Raw genomic sequence first — 18,697 nt, 5'->3', positions numbered from 1 at the left:
ATAAATAATCTACCGCTTTCCCCTACCTCTCAACGCCGTAAAGTGGCGAAGACCAGAGCTATGCTGTCATTTCGAACAGGGTGAGAAATCTGAGACATTGCGGGAGTATGAAATAACACAGAATTCTCACCCTGTTTGAAATGACAGAAAGAGGATATCAGCAACCTCTTTTATTATCCCGCAACTTAAGCTATATTAACAGAAGGAACAGCAAAAGCCGAATCCTGCAAAGCCTTCATCCAAACGCATCTACAAAAAGCCCCGATAGAGCCCATGAGTACGAACCGTAGAGAATTCCTGAAACGAACGGGCCTGGCTGGCCTCAGTGTGGCCGGAGCCGGTCTGGTGAGCGGCTGCGCCACTTCAAACAACCCGTCAAATCTGGACCAGATACGGGTAGCTTCGCAAAAGCAGCACCGGCAGCAGTTTAACATGAGCGGCTATGCTGCTCCAAAACTAGATACTGTCAGGATAGGTTTTATTGGCCTTGGGATGCGGGGACCGGGAGCGGTGTCCAGGATGAGCCATATTGCCAATGTAGACATAAAAACCCTGTGTGATTTAAGGCCAGAGCAGGTAGAGGCCGTGCAGCAAAAGCTGGCAGGCTCCTCGCATCAACCTGCTACCTACTCCGGAAGCGAAGAAGCATGGAAGGCCCTTTGCGAAAGGGAAGACATTGACCTGGTATACATTGCCACGCCCTGGCACCTGCACACGCCCATGGCTGTGTATGCCATGGAACAGGGCAAACATGTGGCGGTAGAAGTACCGGCTGCTACTACGCTGGAAGAGTGCTGGCAACTGGTGGAGACTTCTGAGCGCACCCGCAAGCACTGTATGATGCTGGAGAACTGCTGCTACGACTTCTTTGAGCTGCTGACGCTGAACATGGCCCGGCAGGGCTTCTTCGGAGATATCGTGCACGGGGAAGGGGCTTACATCCATAATCTTGTAGACCTCAATTTCTCGAAGGACGGTTACCAGGATATGTGGCGTCTGAAGGAAAACACCCGGAACGGAAACCTCTACCCCACCCACGGCCTCGGACCAATATGCCAGGTGATGAACATTAACCGGGGCGACCAGATGGATTATCTCGTTTCTGTTTCCAGTAATGATTTTACAATGGAGGACACAGCCCGTGAACTGGCAGCCAAAGACAGCTTTTACAATCAGTTCGCCACCAATTCATACCGTGGCAACATGAACACGACCACCATCCGCACAAAAAAAGGCAGGACGATTATGGTGCAGCATGATGTGTCGTCACCAAGGCCCTACTCCAGAATACACCTGGTAAGCGGCACAAAAGCCACTGCCAGAAAATGGCCTTCACCAGCCAGAATCGCCACCTCCCACGAAGGCTGGGTATCGGCGGAAGAACTGAAAGCACTGGAAGAAAAATATACGCCCGAAATCACAAGGAAGCTGGGGAACATGGCCAAACAAATCGGTGGACATGGCGGCATGGACTTCCTGATGGACTGGCGGCTCATCGACATTTTGCGTAATGGCCTGCCCCTGGATCAGGACGTGTATGATGCCGCTTTGTGGAGTGCTGTTGCTCCTCTGAGTGAGTGGTCTGTTGCCAACCGTTCTACTTCTATTGATGTGCCTGATTTCACCTCCGGTGCCTGGGAAGGCAACACACCTGTAGACATATCCCTGCGAGGAGGAGGCACTACAACGGTAAAAGCATAAGCCGGCAAAGCAGTATTTTTTCCAATCCCTGTTAGGGGTGGTCGCAACCTGCCCTTAACAGGCAGTCATGCATCAGATTTAGCTAACTCCTTCAAATAAAGTTCATGAGACAAGGCGAGGTAGCGCACACCATAAAATAAAAAAGCACCCTATAAGATAGAGTGCCTTTCCAAGCTATGAAAACAAACTTAATGCTCTAAGTTAAGATTGTAAACTTGATAAACAAAATTTACAATATAAATATTTACATATATTTGAATTTATACCTTCCCAGTACTGTTTTTACTTCTTATAATTCCAAAAATGGCAGGCGTTAAACAGCACCACTTCCTGACGAACAGAATTGTTGTTACGACTTACATCAGCAGCAATCAACTCATGAAAGCTCCTCCATCGTTACCACCGGTATGTCTTTGCTTGCTACCTGCTTCAGTTCGCGAAAATCTTTCACGTTGTACTGATAACCTGCTTCGGTAAGTTCCCACAGCATAGGCGCCAGGTTTAAAGTAGTGGCTTTGAAGCCCTGCATGATGGCACCCATATTACCGGTACCTTTCGACAAAGCCGCCTCATTCTCGATTTCAAAAGGACCGGTAAAGTTTTGCTCCTTCAGTGTGTTCACAAAAGCACGCCAGTCCATGCTGTCGGAGCCGCCGAAGCCGGGCAGCATGGCTTCGTAGTTATGGCGGTCCCACTCATTGCTGCAGGTAGGCACGCCGGCACGTTTCGCCAAATCGGTATCCACCAACTGCATCGGGTACATGTTGCCCCAGTGCACGTTGTTGCCCCTGCGGGTCGCTTTTACATGAATGCGGTGCAGGCGCGCTATGTCTGTGTGTTGGATTACCTCGCCGGGATCCACATGCTGCCACACATCATGCGAGGGGTCATAGATTTCGCCGTGGGCTTTGCTCGGTATCAGCTCGTACATCAGCTTGCGGGCCGCCAGCACACCGGTCAGGTTATTGAAGGTGCCGGTATAACCTGCCGAGCGCCAGCCTTCCATCGGGCAGTTCTCATACAGCACGGTCACGCCCAGGTCCTCGGCATACTTGATGATGGGAGCAAAAATGCGGGCGTACTCCTCCAGGTTCTTCTGAAAACCCTGCTCCTGGTTGCCTAGTTCATGGTTATAGCCTACAAAGGTGCCTACTTTCACGTCGTTAGCGTCGCCGCCCAGCAGGTGCGCCATGCGGATGAGCCGCAGCAGGTGGTTCTGGTTTTTCACGCGCTGCGCCGGGTCGCCCCCTATCAGGTTATCAAAAGCGCCTATGGAAAGTTGCAGGCGGGCGCCGTTAAACCTGTCCAGCAGTTCTTTGGCGTCATCAAGGCCGAAGTTCTCATAATCGAGGTGTGTCGCCACAAAGTCGTCGCGGGTGCCATCTCTGCGGAACACGCACACATCCAACCCCTGCACACCTGCCTCCTGCGCCTTTACAATTACATCGTCCAGGCTCAGCTTATCAAAGGCTGAGGTCATTATCCAGATCTGGTTATTCATTTGTCGGAATGGGTTTAAGTATTTGCTATATGGTTTCTGAGGCGGCGGACATCTTCAGGAAAATTACCCTGCATACATGTCACCTCTTCCCTCAAATTAGCAGATTCTTCTCCTTCCTCCAAATTGGGAGTGGCCATGTTCAGAACAGAATTCATTACGCATGAGCATCATGAGAAAACGAGCTGCTCCCACTGTTTTAGACAAAGGATGTGTAGATATATTCCTCTGCTTCTTTCTGTCATCCTGGTAAGATCTTGTGAGTTGTACCACCTCTCCCTAGCCATGCTCCATAAAATCATGTTGATTTTATGAGTGAGTATTCTTTGTATGTGCTTGATTCTGTCTAACCTGTCGTGGCTCCGGCTTTTCCAGCGACTCATTAACGGCCTTTTTGCATAGTATTAGGGTATGCTCTCTAGGCCGAGAGGCCTCGTCTTTGGGCATCGCGCTGTGTATTTGAAGCTGCCCTCGCTCTGCTGCGGGCTGCCTCGCTACCGCTCAGCACCGCAACAAATACAAGGCGCTCAACCCAAAGACTGGAATCACCTTCACTCCGTGCTGACAAATTGAGAATGCAAGAGCTTTGTGGAAGGTGCTTTACCTCATATGCTATTACCTGCAGGTAACTCACAAGATTCTTTCATGATGACGGGGATAAAAGGCTGTACCTTTACACTTGAACAATATACTAAGAATTGACAATCGCCAAAGCACAATCAACAATCAACCACCATCCTAAAGTTGAAACTGCAGCGTTACATAGTAGTTGCGGGCATCAGATGGGATAATACCCGGCCCCGGATAACCTGTAGCGCGGCGCGTAAAGTAGCGGTTGTCGGTGAGGTTGTTGATGCCGGTCTCCAGGGTAAAGCGCTTGTAGGTATAGCTACCGGAGAGGTCCATCACCCAGTAGGCAGGTATAACTCCTACTACAGCCGTTGGCTCCAGCAAAGAGTTTGGTGCGTCGGTGTACTGCTCTGCAGTATAAGCGTACTGGTAGGCCAGCTTAAAATTGTTGCGCTTGAAGGAGAGACCTAGTTTGGCAATTACCGGCGGTGCCAGTTCTACTTCATTGCCATCTATATCTGTCAGCGGACTGCTATATTTTGTATTTACCAGCGTGATATTAGAAAAGGCAGAAAGACTGTTCGGATGGTCTTTGCCATAGTATAGCTTCAGGAGGTCGGCCTCCACAAAAGTCTCAAGGCCCAGGTTGCGCGAGTCTCCCACATTGGTGCGGATACGGTTGGTGGTGCCCGGGATATTCTGAAAGTTGATGCGGTTTTTATAAGCCAGGTAAAAAAGACTCGCATCGTAATTCAGAATGCCGCTGATGTTGCCCCTGAAGCCCAGGTCAGTGCTGTAACCGGACTCGTCTTTCAGGTTCTGGTCCACGAACTGGTTTGGGTTAATCACGCGCATGTCGTTGAAGTTGATGGCGCGGTAGTTCTGCGAGAAGTTGGCGTATACCTCCATCTGCTCGCTTGGTTTGTAGCTCAGCCCGAGGCCCAGCAGCAGCACGTTGCGTGAGCTCTCCCTATCTTCCGGCACCACCTCATCCCGGATAATATTACCTGCCTGGTCGGCCATTACAGCACGGTAGCTGCCATCGGCGTTAGTGTTAATCCATTCGTAACGCACACCCGGAGTCAAACTCAACTTTGGTGTAATGTTGAAGATGTTCTCGGCAAAGAAAGCGACGTTGCGGCTCAGGTAATCGTAACTGGAGGCATTGGGCGCGCCCGTTTCAGAGTAAAACCGGAAGTCGGCGTCTGCGGCAGCGGAGCCATCGCCCTGTTGCTGATCAGTGAAGCCACGGTAGTAGCGGGCACCTACCAGCAAAGTGGAGAAGGAGTTGCCCAGGTCGTAGCGGTGAATGAGGCGTGTTTCGTTGCCGAAGTTGTTAAACTGGTCCTGTAGTAAAGTACGAGGTTGCGTAATATCGTCCGGGCGGCTGATCTTGCCCATGAAGCCCAGGGCATCGCGCTGGGCCAGCAGCCCGAAATTACGGATGTTCAGCTTTGTGCGCTCGCCCAGGCGGTAATCCAGCGTGAGGGCCATCAGGTTCCAGTTTACTTTAAACCAGTTGCGGTCGCGGATGGATTGCTGTGCGTCCTGCCCGAAAGCCATGTCTGTGAGCCCGCCTGGCTGCTGCGCCAGGTAATCCATGTAAGTATAGTTAAAGCCTATCTCCAGCTTCTCGTTTGGCTTATAGTGCAGCGAGCCAAAGGCGGTGTGGGCATTAAATTCAGAATTCTCGCGCCAGCCATCGCCGCGCTTGTACTGGTAAAAGCCATAGTAGTGCAGTTTGCCTTTGGTGCCGCCAATGCTGTTAAAGGTATTCAGCAGGCCCCAGGAGCCTGCTGTCTGGCGGGTTGTCAACTCGAACGGCTTGTCCTCCGGCCCTTCCTTCATCACAAAATTGATCATGCCGCCGAACTGCGTGCCATACTGCAGCGAGGCCGCTCCGCGAACCACCTCAATCCGGTCCAGTGCCTCAACAGGCGGGGTATAGTAGCTTTCAGGGTAGCCGAGGGCATCAGCCGAAATATCGTAGCCGTTCTGGCGGGTGTTAAAGTTGGAAGTGCGGTTCGGGCTGAGGCCACGGCCCCCGATACCGAGCTGTAAACCTGCTCCATCGCTCTCCCAGATGTTAAGGCCGGCTACCTTGGCAAATACCTGGCGGCTGTTGTTGGTGGCCTTGTTCGCGGTAATGTCGCTGATCACCACCACTTCGCTCTTTTTACCTTCATAAATGGCGGCACCCTCCACAGAGTTCAGGCGGGTGATGCCAAATGTTTTCTCGCGCTCCCCCTTTACGTTTACCTCCCGCAACTGCCCCTCCAGCGGCTTCAGCGAAAAGTGGAGGGATATATTGCTGTTGCTGATGATGACCTGCTGCGTAGCGGCACCCCAGCCTTCGCCATAGGCTGTAAGGGTATAGGTGCCGGGTGCCAGATTAGGAATGGTATAATTTCCTTTGGCATCGGCCTTGAACAAAGTTCCGGTATTCGCTAGCAGCACCTCGGCCTGTGGCACGGCTTGTTGCGAGGCAGTACTGGTTACCTTACCAGTAACCGAATATGTTTGTGCCAGTGCAGCCAGACAGCTGCAAAGCACCAGAGCGATAGTTAGCGTGATGCGCATGTTCATCTATTTCTGCCCCACCGCCTGTTGCGGAAGAGCCACTTCGTCTAAAGGTAAAATCCAGGGCTTCGGCAGGAAGCTCTCTTTTTCGGCCGCCAAATTAACAGTCGGGTCGATATAAAGCCGGCTGCCACGGCCATTCATACTCACATACACCTCGGCACGCACCTGCGTGCCGGATATACCGCGGGCGGCAAAATCCTGCTGCAGCATGTGGGCGTACTGCAGCAGCATGTCGGGCTGCATGGCCATCTGCTTCTCCTGGGTAATGGTCAGGTAATCGCGGTTGTTGATTTCTATTTCATAGCCCGTCTTAGGGTCGCGCACATAAAAAAAGGCTGTTCCGGCTTTCTCCATCAGCATCACGCGCCAGGAGAAGCGGTAACCCTGCTCGGTCCAGAAAAGCGGGCCGGGGTACAGCACAAAGCGCCAGGGCACCAGCACCTGCACGACAAAGTATACCGCCAGCAGGTTTAAAAGCAGTGGCTGCGCCGCCACCCTCGCATAGGCAGGAGCGGCAGGCATCCGTACTTTAGCCAGCCCCCGGAACCAACCCAGCAGGCGCTCATGAAAGCCTTCGGAGAAGAAAATGAGTGTGCTCACCATCATGATGTAAGGGAACATACCTATCTGGAACAGCACCGCCGTAAGCACATGAAACACCACCACCGTGAGGTAAGCCAGCACCCTGCTTTTGCGCCAGCTCAGGAAGAGAGGAATAGTCAGGTCGTAGAATGCGCCGAACCAGCAGAAAACAAAAGCCACCCACACTTCATCAAGCAGCGGACCAATGAGCGGCAGGTGTGTGTGGGCGGGCAGCCAGTAGCGCAGCGGCATGGCCTCCAGCAACCAATCGGGGTTTAGCTTGGCGATGCCGGCGTAGAAGTACACCAGTCCCAACTGCAGCTTAAAAATCAGCACAGCCCAGCGCGGCACATGACTTACCCAGCTATGCGGTCTGCGCAGCACATCCAGCGAGAAATGCCGGTGCGCCGGTACCAGCACCAATAGCAGCGCCACGATGCTCACAAAGTAATAGTGGTTGAGGTAGTTGGTTTTGTCGATAAGCTCGACGTACGTAAAGCTAAGGAAGAACAGCAGCGCTGACAGGCGATAGAACAGCCCCAGCATGATACCCAGGGCAGCCACCGCCATCACAAAAAAGAGGGCGTACATGCCTGCTTCGCCCAGTGGCTGCACCCACTCAAAGCCGTAGTAAGGAAAGTATACCTTCGGCAGCACATACAGCTCCGTCACCCATCCTTTCCATATAAATCGCAGGATGCTGGCCAGCATCATTCCGCCAAAAATAACGCGGAATACTGCCAGCGGTGCTGCGGATACTGGTGCGGTGAGGTACGGCTTTAGCTTCTGGAGCATGTAAACTGTCGCTTTCTAAATTTTTCCTTTTTTTAAGGCTTTTCCAATTAGTTAATCAGCTCTTAAGGTTGTCGTCGGTACCAGAGGGAGAAATCTGAGATATTTCATTCTGCTCTCTTCTTCTGGTAGAGATGACAACAAGTAATTATTTAATCACCGTCGCTGTCGGTGTAGTTGATGGCAACACCCAGTGCGGAGGGCATATCGGTTTTGGTGAGCACGATGAGCTTCTGCAGCTCGTCATATACCTTCGTCACGGCCTGCGGCTGCGTGGTAACAGCTTCTGCCAATGGCCCCTGCACAGCGTTTGCGGCAGCGAGGGCAGCATCAAACTGCGCCTCAATGGCGTCAGACAGCATGCCTTCTCCATAAGGAGCCTCCACATGGTCCAGGTAATCGTCCAGTCCCGGCCCGTTGGTACCGTTTGCGGTCATTCCCAAAAAAGCGGCCTTCTCTGCGCGGATAGCCTGCTTCAGTAAGTCCAGCGATGTCTGGCTGTAGTAGGCTTCCACCTTCTCCGGAAGCGCTTCTCCCACTGAAAACCTGCCGCTTGGGAATCCTACTTTGGCGCGCTTGGTCACGTCGATGTCAAAGTTCAGCTGGTTCACGAGGTTACCCACTGCGCTTCCCACGGCTGTACCTTGTGCATTTTTAAAGGTATCCACATAGTTGCCGCTAGTCCAGCCGGTATAAGCAGCGTTGGCACGCTGGTGAACCAGGCTGCTGACGTCCTGCAGGTACTTTTTACGATTTGCAGCATGGGCACCGGAGGTATATTGTTCCACTACGGCAGCCTCAGAACCGGCACCGTACAGGAGATAATCCAGGGCAGGAAAGCCTTTGGCATCGAGATTGGCAGCAGCCTGCAAGTCGTAGGTACCTGACGTGACATTGTTTTCTATCTCAGCAGCAGAAGTAGGGTAAATATTGAGGTTCGCGCGCAGCAACTGCTCCTCCGCTGGGCCGAACTCATACACACTCACGTCCTGCAAGGCCAGGTAGGCCTCCTGGTAAGCAGTGCGGGCAGTGGCCAGTGTGCCGGCTGTGGGCGTTGCCACAAAAGCATTGACAGCGGCATCCATGGCTTCTGTCTTGTTTTCGAACACCGTAAAGGCGGGCACAAGCAGGTTATCGGCATAGTGGGCCACCATCGTCTGGCGGTCGTATTCTGTTGTGGGGCCACCTTCATTATCGGAGCCGCAGCTGCTCAGCACAGCGAGGCAGGCAATAGCCATTACAGTATATTTCTTAAACACTATCATGTGGTGTATTTTTAAATGCGAAAGGCAGCAGCTGAGGATTGGCATTTCCGCAGCTGCTGCACTTTCAAAAACTAACAATAATACTTTAAGGTGCTATAGCTGCCCTTTGATGTTATCCATGCCATAAGCTGTGCTCAGGATGTTAATGGCTGCGTTGATATCGTCGGCAGTTGTCTCGTAAAGGTTATGACCAATGGCGTGCATTACCTCCTGGTATTGGGCAGCTGATAATTTTGATGCTGTTATGTATTGCAGGCCCATCGCAAACCCGATGGCCTCAGACAGGTAATGACTCTTCTTAGCTTGGTCGGCGATGTTAGTCTTGGCTGCATTCAGTTCATGAATGGTAGAAGCGGCTACTAAACGCTCCCACTCAGTGCGTATGGTGGCGGCTGCTTCGTCTTTACCCTCCATGTCTTTTGCTGAGATGGCGGCGCGTCCTTTAATGAAGGCATCCATCAGGGCTTTGTTGCTGCCCAGTGCAGCGTCTACCTGGTTGCTGTAGTTGGCCCAGTACTTCAGGCCTGTGGTATTTGCCGGGAAATCAGCCGGTGCACCGAAGTAGCCGAAAGCCTCATCCCAATGGTGTTCCATTTTCGTACCTTCGCCTGGCGTTACGTTCGTGTTATCCACAGCAGGACCTATTTTCTCGGCAGACAGGTAACCTTCTACCGCCTGGTTAAAGAATACAGCGCCCATCAGACCTTTCTGGATCACTTGTGCATACTCCAGGCCATTCTCATCTACCAGATAGCCTCTGGTGCCGTCGTTTGTTCTAAGTATACCGGCAGTACCCTCTGCGGCAGCGGTACCGTTGCTTTGGCTGGCAGCGGCCACGGCATCAAAGTATCCTTCAAAATCATCCTGAGCTGTAACTATCGTTTTGTTCTTGAGCTGTTTGGAGGTAGCGGCATTCAGACTGGCATCAGAAAAGGCGTTGTTGGTATTCGCATACATGTCTTTCATTTTCTGTGCATCCAGCTCAACACCGTTATGGCCTGTTTTGATATAAGCATCCAGTTCATCCAGCATCTGTATGCGCTGCGTCTGGCCGGTGTAGCTTACATTCTCGAAATTGTAAGTTTGCGGAACATTATAGGAAGGATCATCTTCTTTTTCGTCGGAGCAGGAAGAAAAAGCAACACAGGCTGCAACTGCAAGCGTGAAGGTTCGGAATGTAGAGATACGCAACATCTTTTCTTTATTTGGTCAGTTTTTATTTAGACTTATTATAAATAGATGTGCAAATCTAACTGCAACAGGTATAAGAGGCAAGGCTTATTTAAAATAATTTTAAATAAGCGGGAACTTTTAATTAAGTGTGACAACAGGGACTAGAAACAGGAGCTAACACCTTTCAAGTGCTATCATACTAGCAACCAAACTGTTGTCGTATTGCCAGAGAGAAGACAACTGTAAAGAGGAAATACATCAGGAAGGAAATGAGCATAAGTTATTTCCGGTTACCGTTCTAAACAAGAACCTGTTATAAACCCGTATCCCTTTTTGATTATATTTGACAAAAATCATATAATAATTATAAGCACTATGAAAAGCGTAAAACTAATTGCACTCCTCTTTTTGTTCATGGTTCCTTTCCTGTATTCCTGCGAGGAAAGCACGGATGTGGTAGATTCAGGCACCTATCAGGGGACCGTGGATGAGGTAGAGGCGGAGAAAACAGAGATTTATGTAAAAACAGCCGATGACAAGCGCCTGGAGCTGTATTTCAATGAAAACACCTCCTTGACAAGAAACGGTGAGACCGTGGCGTTCGACCAATTGCAGGAAGGCCAGCAGGTAGAGGTTGAAGTAGAAAAGGTAGGACAAAGACTGGAGCCAATCGCGGTAAGAATCCTGGAGTAACATGTTTGACACCACCTTCTGGCGAACGGAGATGTGGCACCCGCTTACCCTGCATTTCCCTATCTCCCTTCTGCTGCTGGCAACTTTATCCAAGTTGGTGGCTCTTTTTCTGAAGGGCAGCCAGGCGGCTTTCTGGCACAGGGCCGGCGCTTATTTACTCTATGCCGGTTGCCTGATGGCCTGGGTTAGCATTTACACAGGTGATATGGCCGATGGACTTGTAGCCAGAAAGCTGTGCGACCCGACGGTGCTGAAAAGACACGAGATTGCAGCATACAACCTTGCCTATCTCTTTTCCGCAGCCACCGCCTTGGAACTGAGCCTGCGCTTTAACCTGGTAAAAGTAAAAGTGAAATGGCTGCAGGCAGTAGTTTTGCTGCTGATGGTGGTGGGGGCAGGTTTCCTGATATACACCAGCCATTTGGGTGCTACTGTAGTATATGAGCAGGCTGGTGGCGTAAATGTACCGTCAAGCGATTGCGCTGGTTTCTGAGCCAGAAGACAAATTTAGTTTACACCACAGAAAAGCCCCTGCTATTCAGACAGGGGCTTTTCTGTGGTGATTTCAATTGGCTGCAGCACTACGTATCAAGCATACATGACATCAACAACATAGTGGCTGAGCTGCCGTGGCAAGTGCGCTTTAGGATACTTAGCCAGCCATTCACCCGCTTTACTTTTTCACAAACATGTAGTTCCGGAGACTTTCGGTCGGTTTCCGGTAAGGGTGTTTATCGAACTCCTTGTAATTAATCTTCTTTCCATCGATGATGAAAAAGCCTTTGTAGCCCATGTTCGTTAAGAACGAGAATATCTCTCCGGCCTGCGCTTCCTCATGGCCACATTCAAACAGTATAGTGGGCATGTGCTTTCTCAGGGTCTTCTCTCCCCCTTTGAAAACTGATAGTTCATGGCCTTCCACATCACACTTTATAAACGCCAGGTTTTCCAAATCTTTGCCTTGAAAAAAAGTATCGAGGGTTGTGACTTCTACTTCTACTTTGTGAAGATCACTGTTCTCCGGGAGCTCTTCTCCTTTCTGTGCAAGCCTGGCGCCTCCTGACCCAACGAATCCTCTGAAAATATCAAACTTGCCTTCTTTATCAGATAATCCCTTGTTTTCGATTACTACATTTTCCAGCTTAAACGACTTTTTAAGGTCCAACAGAAAATCGCCTAACTCAGGCTGGGGCTCAAAGGAGATAACACGCCCACGGTCGCCCACTTTTTTAGACATCCAATACGTATAGATGCCCCTGTTCGCACCAATATCCAGAACGGTGGTGCCTGCTAAATCCTGATCCAATAAAAACCTCACGGACTCTTTCTCGGTTCTGCGACGATAACGCCAGAAACGGGAAACCATGCGTATTTTTCCTAAAATGTTCATTTATGATGGGTAAAGGCAAAAAATATATTAAAAACTTGTGCTTCCGGTGCTATTACATGAGCGATTGACGCCTATAATCAACCAATATAGTAAAATATATTTACGAACTTAGAGAAGTTACTGCGCTTCTTGTGCCCGACTTCCGTTCCTGTATTTTTTATAATAAGAAAATATAATAAGAAAAAAGGCTTTATTTAGGCAGGAGTAGTATAAAGCACACCGGTAATAGTGGTAGGTTATTATCTTTTGGCATAAAGTCCTGAACATGCGTTAACCCCTATAGATTACGCAGCTGGCTAGCTGCCATTAGCGCCTGAACTTTGATACATGGAACAAATTCTCGTCTTTCTTACCCTTGGGATAGCCCTGGTACTTTTTGTCTGGGAGAAACTACGCTATGATATAGTAGCACTGCTTGCCTTGTTCGTATTGATTATTGCGGGTATCATACCGGCTGAAGATGCATTTACAGGTTTCAGCCATCCGGCTGTTATTACGGTTGCAGCAGTACTTGTTATCAGCCAGGCGCTGCAGCACTCAGGGCTGATTGATGTGATTGGGCGCATTCTGGCCAAACTCGGCACAAACCTCATGCTTCAGATTGTGGCCCTCTCCTTCATTGTCGCCGTTGCCTCTGCGTTTATGAATAACATCGGGGCCCTGGCTATCCTCATGCCGGTGGCGCTGCACATGGCCAGAAAACATGGCAACCCGCCCTCCTATATTCTGATGCCTATTGCCTTCGCCTCTATTCTGGGCGGTATGGTAACTCTTATTGGCACTCCTCCTAATATTATCATTGCCACGTTCAGGGCTAATGTTGCAGGGGAGCGTTTCGGCATGTTCGATTTTGCCCCGGTAGGGCTTTCCCTGGCTTTGGTGGGCCTCCTGTTCATCACGCTGCTGGGTTGGAGGCTGCTGCCCAAAAGAAAAACCCAGACTTCCTCCAATAACCTGTTTCATATAGAGAACTACATTACGGAGGTAAAAGTACCGGAGGACTCTAAACTCAACGGCAGGACGATTGCTGAAATGAACCGGGTGGCAGACACGGAGGTACTGGCTTTGGGCCTGGTCAGGAAAGGCATCAGGATACACGCGCCATCACCTTCCGAGGAAATAAAACCGGACGATATCCTGATACTGGAGGCAGACACGGATGACCTCCGGGTATTTATAGATAACACAGGCACAGAGCTTACCGGCGGGAAGCAAATCAGAAAAGAAGCAAAAGGGTCGGAGGATATTCATACCGTAGAGGCCATTGTCATGGCAGATTCCCCGCTTATCGGCCAGACAGCGGCCAGCCTTAACATGCGTACCCGTTACAGAATAAACCTTCTGGCCGTTGCAAGGCGTGAAAAACAAATCTGGCAGCGAATCGGGAAAATCCATTTCAAGACAGGTGATGTGCTACTGCTCCAGGGAAGAACAGTAAACATCAACGATGCCATTACCACCATGCAATGCCTCCCGCTTGCTGAAAGAGGCCTGACGATAGGCAAGCCCCGTAAGATGCTCTACGCTCTTAGTATTTTCGTGGCGGCCATTGCTGCGGTAGTTTTAGGTGTGCTGCCAGTACAGATAGCTTTCACTTTTGCCGCAGTTGCCATGGTACTGTCCGGTATACTCCCTTTGCGGGACATGTATACCAGCATAGACTGGCCTGTGATTGTTTTGCTCGCCGCCATGATACCGGTAGGCGTTGCCTTTGAGACAAGCGGAAGTGCCGATATGGTCACAAATCAGATCCTGAGCCTGGGCGATCGCCACCCGATCTGGTTGCTGCTGGGTATTATCATGACAATTACCATCCTACTTTCCAATGTTATCAACAACGCCGCCACTGTTGTGCTGATGGCTCCCATCGGCATCAATATAGCGAGTGAACTGGGAGTTTCGGCAGATCCTTTCCTGATGGCTATTGCCATAGCTGCTTCCTGTGCCTTTCTCACACCTATTGGTCACCAGTCTAACACGCTCGTGATGGGGCCGGGAGGATACAAATTCAGCGATTACTGGAAAATGGGTTTACCTATTACGATTGGCATGGTGCTGCTGGGCGTTCCGCTTATTATGTATTTCTGGCCACCATGAGCAACAGCTTCGGGTATTTTTATCAGAAACCAACCTATCGGTGACATCTTTGTCCTCGTTTCTGCACTACCGGGTCCAACCACCCCTAACCCCTCCTTTTCTAAGGCGGGGAATCGGCTTATTTAATGAGTTAAGGCACAGTTGCATTGTAATGACTTAATAGTTGATCTTTAAAATAGCTAAGCGTTCGCCATCGCTCTGTCTAAATGCACGTAGCCGCCGTCTACATGTATGAGCTGGCCGGTGGTGTGGCTGGTGCGCTCCGATAGTAGGAAAGCAGTGGTGTTTGCGATTTCCTCTGGTGTCGTCATTCTGTTTCCCAGCGGTATCCGGCTTTTGATTTCTGTTAGTTTCTCTTCCGGGTTCGGCAGGGTCTTTATCCATTTCTCGTACGCGGAGGTCCAGCTTTCGGCTACAATAATGGCATTTACCCGGATGCTGTACTTGGCCAGCTCTACCGCCCACTCCCGGGTAAGGGCGTTGCGCCCTCCGTTAGCTGCTGCGTAAGCGGAAGTGCCTCCCTGCCCTGTTTCCGCTGTTTTGGAACTGATGTTCACGATAGCCCCCTTCGACTCCTTCAGAGCTGGCAGGACGTAGTGGGCCAGCAGGTAATAGTGCGTCAGGTTGTTGTGCAGCGAGGCCATAAACTTTTCGTAACTGCCGTTCTCAAGGCCAACACCGTCATTGAAGCCGGCGTTGTTCACCAACCCCTCTACCCTACCAAACTGCTCCATGGTTAACCTGACTGCCTTCTCGCACTCCTCCGGCTGCGACAGCTCTGCCACTACCTGAAAAGCTTTTCCTCCCTGCGCTTCTATTTCGGCTATTACACTTTTGTTATCCTGTTCGTCTCTGCCTATTATCACGGGTATGGCTCCCTCTGCGGCCAGCACAGAAACAATGCCGTGGCCAATGCCTTTCGCGCCACCCGACACAATAATTACTTTATCTTTCAGTCCTAAGTCCATGCTACTATTTTCTGTTAAGAAAGCTTATAAAAACGGCTGGCGTTCCCGCCGAAAAAGGCAGCCTGTTCCGCCTGGCTGAATGCCGAGAAATAATCTTCTACAATACTCAGCACCTCCTCATAGCTTGCCGCCACCAGGCAAACCGGCCAATCAGAGCCGTACATGATTCTGTTCGTGCCGAAGGCCTGAACTACCACATCCAGGTAAGGTATAAAGTCCTCCTTCTTCCAGTGCTGCCAATCGGCCTCCGTTACCATACCGGACAGTTTGCAGTACACGTTTTCATATTGCGCTATAGCCTTCATATCTCTTGCCCATGCCTCTATCTCCTGTCCGCTGATGTTGGGTTTAGCCAGGTGGTCTACCACAAAAGGCTGCTCAGGGAAGGCTGCTACCAGTTCCTTAGCATACCGGAGCTGGTCCGGGAAAATGAGGATGTCATACGTAAAGCCATACCCGCTGAGCTGGCTGATGCCTCTTTTAAACTCCGGCTGCAGCATCAGCGCCCTGTCCGGCTCCCCCTGCAGCACATGCCGGAACCCTTTCATCTTCCCGAATCCGGCGTAATGGTTAAGCCTTTCCTGTATATTCTCTGCTCTTAAGTCCACCCAACCCACGACGCCTTTTATGAAGTCATACCTATCAGCATAGGTTAGCAGAAAGTCATTTTCTGCCTCCGACTGGTCCGCCTGCACGGCTACGCAACCGTCAAAGCCGTGCTGCCGCAGAACAGGCTGCAGGTCTTCCGGGCCAAAGTCGCGGCGGATGCTGGCCATATCGTCGGTAATCCAGCTGTCCCTTACCGGATCAAACTTCCAGAAATGCTGGTGGGCATCAACCTTTTGCATAGGCCTTTACCTGCTGCTTTGATGTTCCGAGGCCGTCTATGCCCAACTCCACCACATCCCCCGGCTTCAGGTACACCGGCGGATTGAAACCCAGGCCTACGCCAGCAGGTGTACCGGTTGAAATCACATCACCTGGAAGCAGTGTCATAAACTGGCTCAGGTATGAGACCAGTTTTGGGATACGGAAGATGAAGTTGGCGGTGGTGCCGTCCTGCATGGTCTCTCCGTTCACCTTCAGCCACAGGCGCAGGTTGTCTACATCTTCTATTTCGTCTTTGGTAGCCAGGAAAGGGCCGATGGGCGCGAAAGTGTCACAGCCCTTGCCTTTGTCCCAGGTGCCGCCGCGCTCCAGTTGGAAGGCCCGCTCCGATACATCGTTGTGCAGGCAGTAACCTGCTACATAGTCCATGGCCTCGGCTTCGTCTACATAGCTGGCTTTTTTGCCCATCACAAACGCCAGTTCCACTTCCCAGTCTGTCTTCTCAGAGTTCTTTGGGATGATGATGTCATCGTTAGGCCCTACTACCGCTGTCGTGGACTTCATGAAAAGGATGGGCTCCTCGGGTATCTTTGCCTTTGTCTCTGCAGCATGGTCGGCGTAGTTCAGGCCGATGCAAACAATCTTGGACGGGCGGGCAATCGGGCTGCCCAGGCGGCTGTTCTCCGGTATGCGCTCCAGCTTTCCTTTGTTGTTTTGAACGAATTCCTTCAGGCGGGCAAGGCCGTCTGATTCGAAAAACTGCTCATTATAATCTTCCCCAAAAGCGGATGTGTCATAATAAGCATCCTCCAGTATAACGCCGGTTTTTTCCTTGTTCGGCTCTCCGTATCGTATCAGTTTCATATGGTATATCTTTCGGCTTCAAGGTGAAGCCTGTTCATTTTCTTATTGTACATCAGGTAACTCATTTGCATTGGAGTGGGTTTATTCCTGATGATAAAAACCCACCCCTGCCCCTCCGAGGAGGGGAATCCCTGCAAGAGTAAAAATTCCCCTCCTCGGAGGGGCAGGGGTGGGTTTCATTTCCATAGCAATTATGTTACACTCTTGTGCCCTCCTCAGCTATTCAGCTTGACAAAACCACCGTCAATAGGGTAATCGGTGCCGGTGATGAAGGAGGCCTCGTCGGAGCAGAGGTAGAGGATGAGATTTGCTATTTCGTCCGGCTTCGCCATCCTGCCGATGGGCTGCGTTTTCGACAGCTTCTGGAACATCTCCTCTTCCTGGCCGGGATAGTTCTTCGCCAGGAAACCGTCCACAAAAGGAGTATGCACCCGTGCTGGCGAGATGCTGTTGCAGCGGATGTTGTCGTGCAGGTAATCCTTGGCAACAGACAATGTCATGGCCTGCACCGCACCTTTACTCATGGTGTAGGCGAAGCGGTCGTTGAGGCCGACAATAGCCGCAATAGAGCCCAGATTAAGAATAACGCCGCCTCCGTTCGTCTTCATCAGGGGTATAGCCGCAAAAAGGCAGTTATAAACGCCTTTCACGTTCACCTGGAACACCCGGTCAAAGTCCTCTTCCTTGGTGGTGTCGGCTTTTCCGATGTTGGAGATGCCGGCGTTGTTGACCAGTATATCCAGCCTGCCGATGCCCTGAAACACCTGCACCACTTCCTGCTGATTGGTGACGTCGCAGGCGCGGAAAGATGCTTTGCCTCCTGCCGCTTCTATTTCCTCTACCGTTTTATCCCCGTTCTCCGGGCTAACATCCAGCACATGCACCGTGGCTCCCTGGCGGGCAAAAGTCAGCGCTACCGCCTTCCCGATGCCGCTTCCGCCCCCCGTGACAAGGGCTATCTTGTTATCTAATCGAAACATAGTTTTATCTGTAAATCTGCGTATTGTCTTCTACAATGAGAACATCTTCTCCATCAGCACCCACTTTTCTCCCTGCCCGGCTCCCGGAATCCCCTGCTGGTATTTCCACATCAGTTGTTCCCACTCCTGTACTTTAGGATTTGCCTCATCCATCGCTGCCTTTCTTTCAAAGCTGAAGGAGCTGTCTGTCTCCATTATCATAAAAAGCCGGTTGTTGAACCGGTAAATATCCATGACCACTACTCCAGCGTCCAGGATGCTCTGCCTGATTTCCGGCCATATACCCTTGTGCCAGTGCTCATACTCCGCTATCAGCCTTGGGTCGTCTTTCAGATCCAGCGCCAGACAATACCTGTTCATGCTTTTGCTGTTATATAGATGAGGTCATAAGTTATCAAAAAAGACCATCTATGAAAAGCTATTTTATCGCTTCACCATATTTTCAAAGTGACATGAAGAAGTTGCTTTGTGTACTTCGCATTATTCACATCACCCAAATAAAAAAATCAAAAGGGGTAAGCAGAATTTTACTTATTCCAACTCACCCCTCTAATTATTTCTAAGCCAACTCCTTAACACACGACAGCGTAATGTTTGCTGGTGAAAACACCATAGCCGTCAGGCTAAGGATAAAGTATATCATTTGGTGATGGTTTTAGTAGCCCGTTCTTGTCTCTTCTTTTTTCTTTCCTGCCTATCCTGATTACCCTTCT

Annotated in this window: 15 protein-coding genes; 4 read left to right on the top strand and 11 right to left on the bottom strand. The window is 50.6% G+C overall.

Annotated elements, in window-relative coordinates; genetic code table 11:
* The first annotated feature begins 273 nt into the window (after nucleotides 1-273).
* Complete coding sequence (locus tag DXT99_RS00075; protein ID WP_115563477.1) at nucleotides 274-1,701, top strand: Gfo/Idh/MocA family protein; 1,428 nt, start codon at nucleotides 274-276, stop codon at nucleotides 1,699-1,701.
* Nucleotides 1,702-2,077: 376 nt separating this feature from the next.
* Here the strand turns inward: DXT99_RS00075 and DXT99_RS00070 are convergent, their stop codons facing one another.
* From DXT99_RS00070 to DXT99_RS00050, 5 genes are all read right to left on the bottom strand, one after another.
* Nucleotides 2,078-3,202, bottom strand: coding sequence for a sugar phosphate isomerase/epimerase family protein (locus tag DXT99_RS00070; RefSeq protein WP_115563476.1), 1,125 nt, complete (start codon nucleotides 3,200-3,202; stop codon nucleotides 2,078-2,080).
* A gap of 735 nt (nucleotides 3,203-3,937) precedes the next feature.
* Nucleotides 3,938-6,349: a TonB-dependent receptor gene (locus DXT99_RS00065; RefSeq protein WP_115563773.1), complete on the bottom strand. Its 2,412-nt coding sequence runs from the start codon at nucleotides 6,347-6,349 to the stop codon at nucleotides 3,938-3,940.
* A gap of 6 nt (nucleotides 6,350-6,355) precedes the next feature.
* Nucleotides 6,356-7,729: an HTTM domain-containing protein gene (locus tag DXT99_RS00060; RefSeq protein WP_115563475.1), complete on the bottom strand. Its 1,374-nt coding sequence runs from the start codon at nucleotides 7,727-7,729 to the stop codon at nucleotides 6,356-6,358.
* 149 nt (nucleotides 7,730-7,878) lie between these two features.
* Nucleotides 7,879-8,991 (bottom strand): imelysin family protein, encoded by a 1,113-nt coding sequence (locus DXT99_RS00055; RefSeq protein WP_181884979.1) that lies wholly within the window; start codon nucleotides 8,989-8,991, stop codon nucleotides 7,879-7,881.
* A 93-nt stretch (nucleotides 8,992-9,084) separates the two neighbouring features.
* Nucleotides 9,085-10,185 (bottom strand): DUF4856 domain-containing protein, encoded by a 1,101-nt coding sequence (locus DXT99_RS00050; protein WP_115563473.1) that lies wholly within the window; start codon nucleotides 10,183-10,185, stop codon nucleotides 9,085-9,087.
* A 354-nt stretch (nucleotides 10,186-10,539) separates the two neighbouring features.
* On the opposite strand from DXT99_RS00050, the gene DXT99_RS00045 reads away from it, so the two are divergent.
* Together DXT99_RS00045 and DXT99_RS00040 are read left to right on the top strand one after the other, a co-directional pair.
* A complete protein-coding gene (locus tag DXT99_RS00045; RefSeq protein WP_115563472.1) occupies nucleotides 10,540-10,857 on the top strand; it encodes a hypothetical protein in 318 nt (105 codons plus the stop codon).
* 1 nt (nucleotide 10,858) lies between these two features.
* A complete protein-coding gene (locus DXT99_RS00040; RefSeq protein ID WP_115563471.1) occupies nucleotides 10,859-11,350 on the top strand; it encodes a DUF2231 domain-containing protein in 492 nt (163 codons plus the stop codon).
* A 180-nt stretch (nucleotides 11,351-11,530) separates the two neighbouring features.
* Here the strand turns inward: DXT99_RS00040 and DXT99_RS00035 are convergent, their stop codons facing one another.
* Nucleotides 11,531-12,247 carry an FkbM family methyltransferase gene (locus DXT99_RS00035; RefSeq protein WP_115563470.1) on the bottom strand — a complete coding sequence of 239 codons (717 nt, stop codon included), beginning with the start codon at nucleotides 12,245-12,247 and terminating at the stop codon, nucleotides 11,531-11,533.
* A gap of 327 nt (nucleotides 12,248-12,574) precedes the next feature.
* Here DXT99_RS00035 and DXT99_RS00030 point away from each other — a divergent pair, with 327 nt between their 5' ends.
* On the top strand, nucleotides 12,575-14,344 hold the full coding sequence (locus DXT99_RS00030) for an SLC13 family permease (protein ID WP_115563469.1): 1,770 nt from the start codon (nucleotides 12,575-12,577) through the stop codon (nucleotides 14,342-14,344).
* 179 nt (nucleotides 14,345-14,523) lie between these two features.
* Here the strand turns inward: DXT99_RS00030 and DXT99_RS00025 are convergent, their stop codons facing one another.
* The 5 genes from DXT99_RS00025 to DXT99_RS00005 all read right to left on the bottom strand — a co-directional run bounded on the left by DXT99_RS00025 (nucleotide 14,524) and on the right by DXT99_RS00005 (nucleotide 18,344).
* Nucleotides 14,524-15,312, bottom strand: a complete 789-nt coding sequence (locus DXT99_RS00025; protein WP_115563468.1) for an L-fucose dehydrogenase — start codon at nucleotides 15,310-15,312, stop codon at nucleotides 14,524-14,526.
* Between the two features lie 14 nt (nucleotides 15,313-15,326).
* Nucleotides 15,327-16,160: an amidohydrolase family protein gene (locus DXT99_RS00020; RefSeq protein ID WP_115563467.1), complete on the bottom strand. Its 834-nt coding sequence runs from the start codon at nucleotides 16,158-16,160 to the stop codon at nucleotides 15,327-15,329.
* Entirely contained in the window at nucleotides 16,147-17,004 is an 858-nt protein-coding gene (locus DXT99_RS00015; protein WP_115563466.1) for a fumarylacetoacetate hydrolase family protein, read from the bottom strand. Before DXT99_RS00015 ends, DXT99_RS00020 begins: the two co-directional genes overlap by 14 nt.
* 215 nt (nucleotides 17,005-17,219) lie before the next feature.
* Complete coding sequence (locus DXT99_RS00010) at nucleotides 17,220-17,984, bottom strand: SDR family NAD(P)-dependent oxidoreductase (protein ID WP_115563465.1); 765 nt, start codon at nucleotides 17,982-17,984, stop codon at nucleotides 17,220-17,222.
* 30 nt (nucleotides 17,985-18,014) lie between these two features.
* Nucleotides 18,015-18,344 carry an L-rhamnose mutarotase gene (locus tag DXT99_RS00005; protein WP_115563464.1) on the bottom strand — a complete coding sequence of 110 codons (330 nt, stop codon included), beginning with the start codon at nucleotides 18,342-18,344 and terminating at the stop codon, nucleotides 18,015-18,017.
* Between the last annotated feature and the right edge of the window lie 353 nt (nucleotides 18,345-18,697).

This window comes from Pontibacter diazotrophicus, from assembly GCF_003367245.1.
Taxonomy (GTDB): Bacteria; Bacteroidota; Bacteroidia; order Cytophagales; family Hymenobacteraceae; genus Pontibacter; species Pontibacter diazotrophicus.
Note: the sequence above shows the minus strand (reverse complement) of the source record. Positions and strands in the feature narration are given on the sequence as shown.

Coding starts and splice junctions, on each gene's coding strand:
- DXT99_RS00020 (WP_115563467.1), bottom strand. CDS start 16,160: ATGCAAAAGGTTGATGCCCACCAGCATTTCTGGAAGTTTGATCCGGTA.
- DXT99_RS00035 (WP_115563470.1), bottom strand. CDS start 12,247: ATGAACATTTTAGGAAAAATACGCATGGTTTCCCGTTTCTGGCGTTAT.
- DXT99_RS00025 (WP_115563468.1), bottom strand. CDS start 15,312: ATGGACTTAGGACTGAAAGATAAAGTAATTATTGTGTCGGGTGGCGCG.
- DXT99_RS00005 (WP_115563464.1), bottom strand. CDS start 18,344: ATGAACAGGTATTGTCTGGCGCTGGATCTGAAAGACGACCCAAGGCTG.
- DXT99_RS00015 (WP_115563466.1), bottom strand. CDS start 17,004: ATGAAACTGATACGATACGGAGAGCCGAACAAGGAAAAAACCGGCGTT.
- DXT99_RS00010 (WP_115563465.1), bottom strand. CDS start 17,984: ATGTTTCGATTAGATAACAAGATAGCCCTTGTCACGGGGGGCGGAAGC.
- DXT99_RS00050 (WP_115563473.1), bottom strand. CDS start 10,185: ATGTTGCGTATCTCTACATTCCGAACCTTCACGCTTGCAGTTGCAGCC.
- DXT99_RS00060 (WP_115563475.1), bottom strand. CDS start 7,729: ATGCTCCAGAAGCTAAAGCCGTACCTCACCGCACCAGTATCCGCAGCA.
- DXT99_RS00070 (WP_115563476.1), bottom strand. CDS start 3,202: ATGAATAACCAGATCTGGATAATGACCTCAGCCTTTGATAAGCTGAGC.
- DXT99_RS00055 (WP_181884979.1), bottom strand. CDS start 8,991: ATGATAGTGTTTAAGAAATATACTGTAATGGCTATTGCCTGCCTCGCT.
- DXT99_RS00040 (WP_115563471.1), top strand. CDS start 10,859: ATGTTTGACACCACCTTCTGGCGAACGGAGATGTGGCACCCGCTTACC.
- DXT99_RS00045 (WP_115563472.1), top strand. CDS start 10,540: ATGAAAAGCGTAAAACTAATTGCACTCCTCTTTTTGTTCATGGTTCCT.
- DXT99_RS00065 (WP_115563773.1), bottom strand. CDS start 6,349: ATGCGCATCACGCTAACTATCGCTCTGGTGCTTTGCAGCTGTCTGGCT.
- DXT99_RS00030 (WP_115563469.1), top strand. CDS start 12,575: ATGGAACAAATTCTCGTCTTTCTTACCCTTGGGATAGCCCTGGTACTT.
- DXT99_RS00075 (WP_115563477.1), top strand. CDS start 274: ATGAGTACGAACCGTAGAGAATTCCTGAAACGAACGGGCCTGGCTGGC.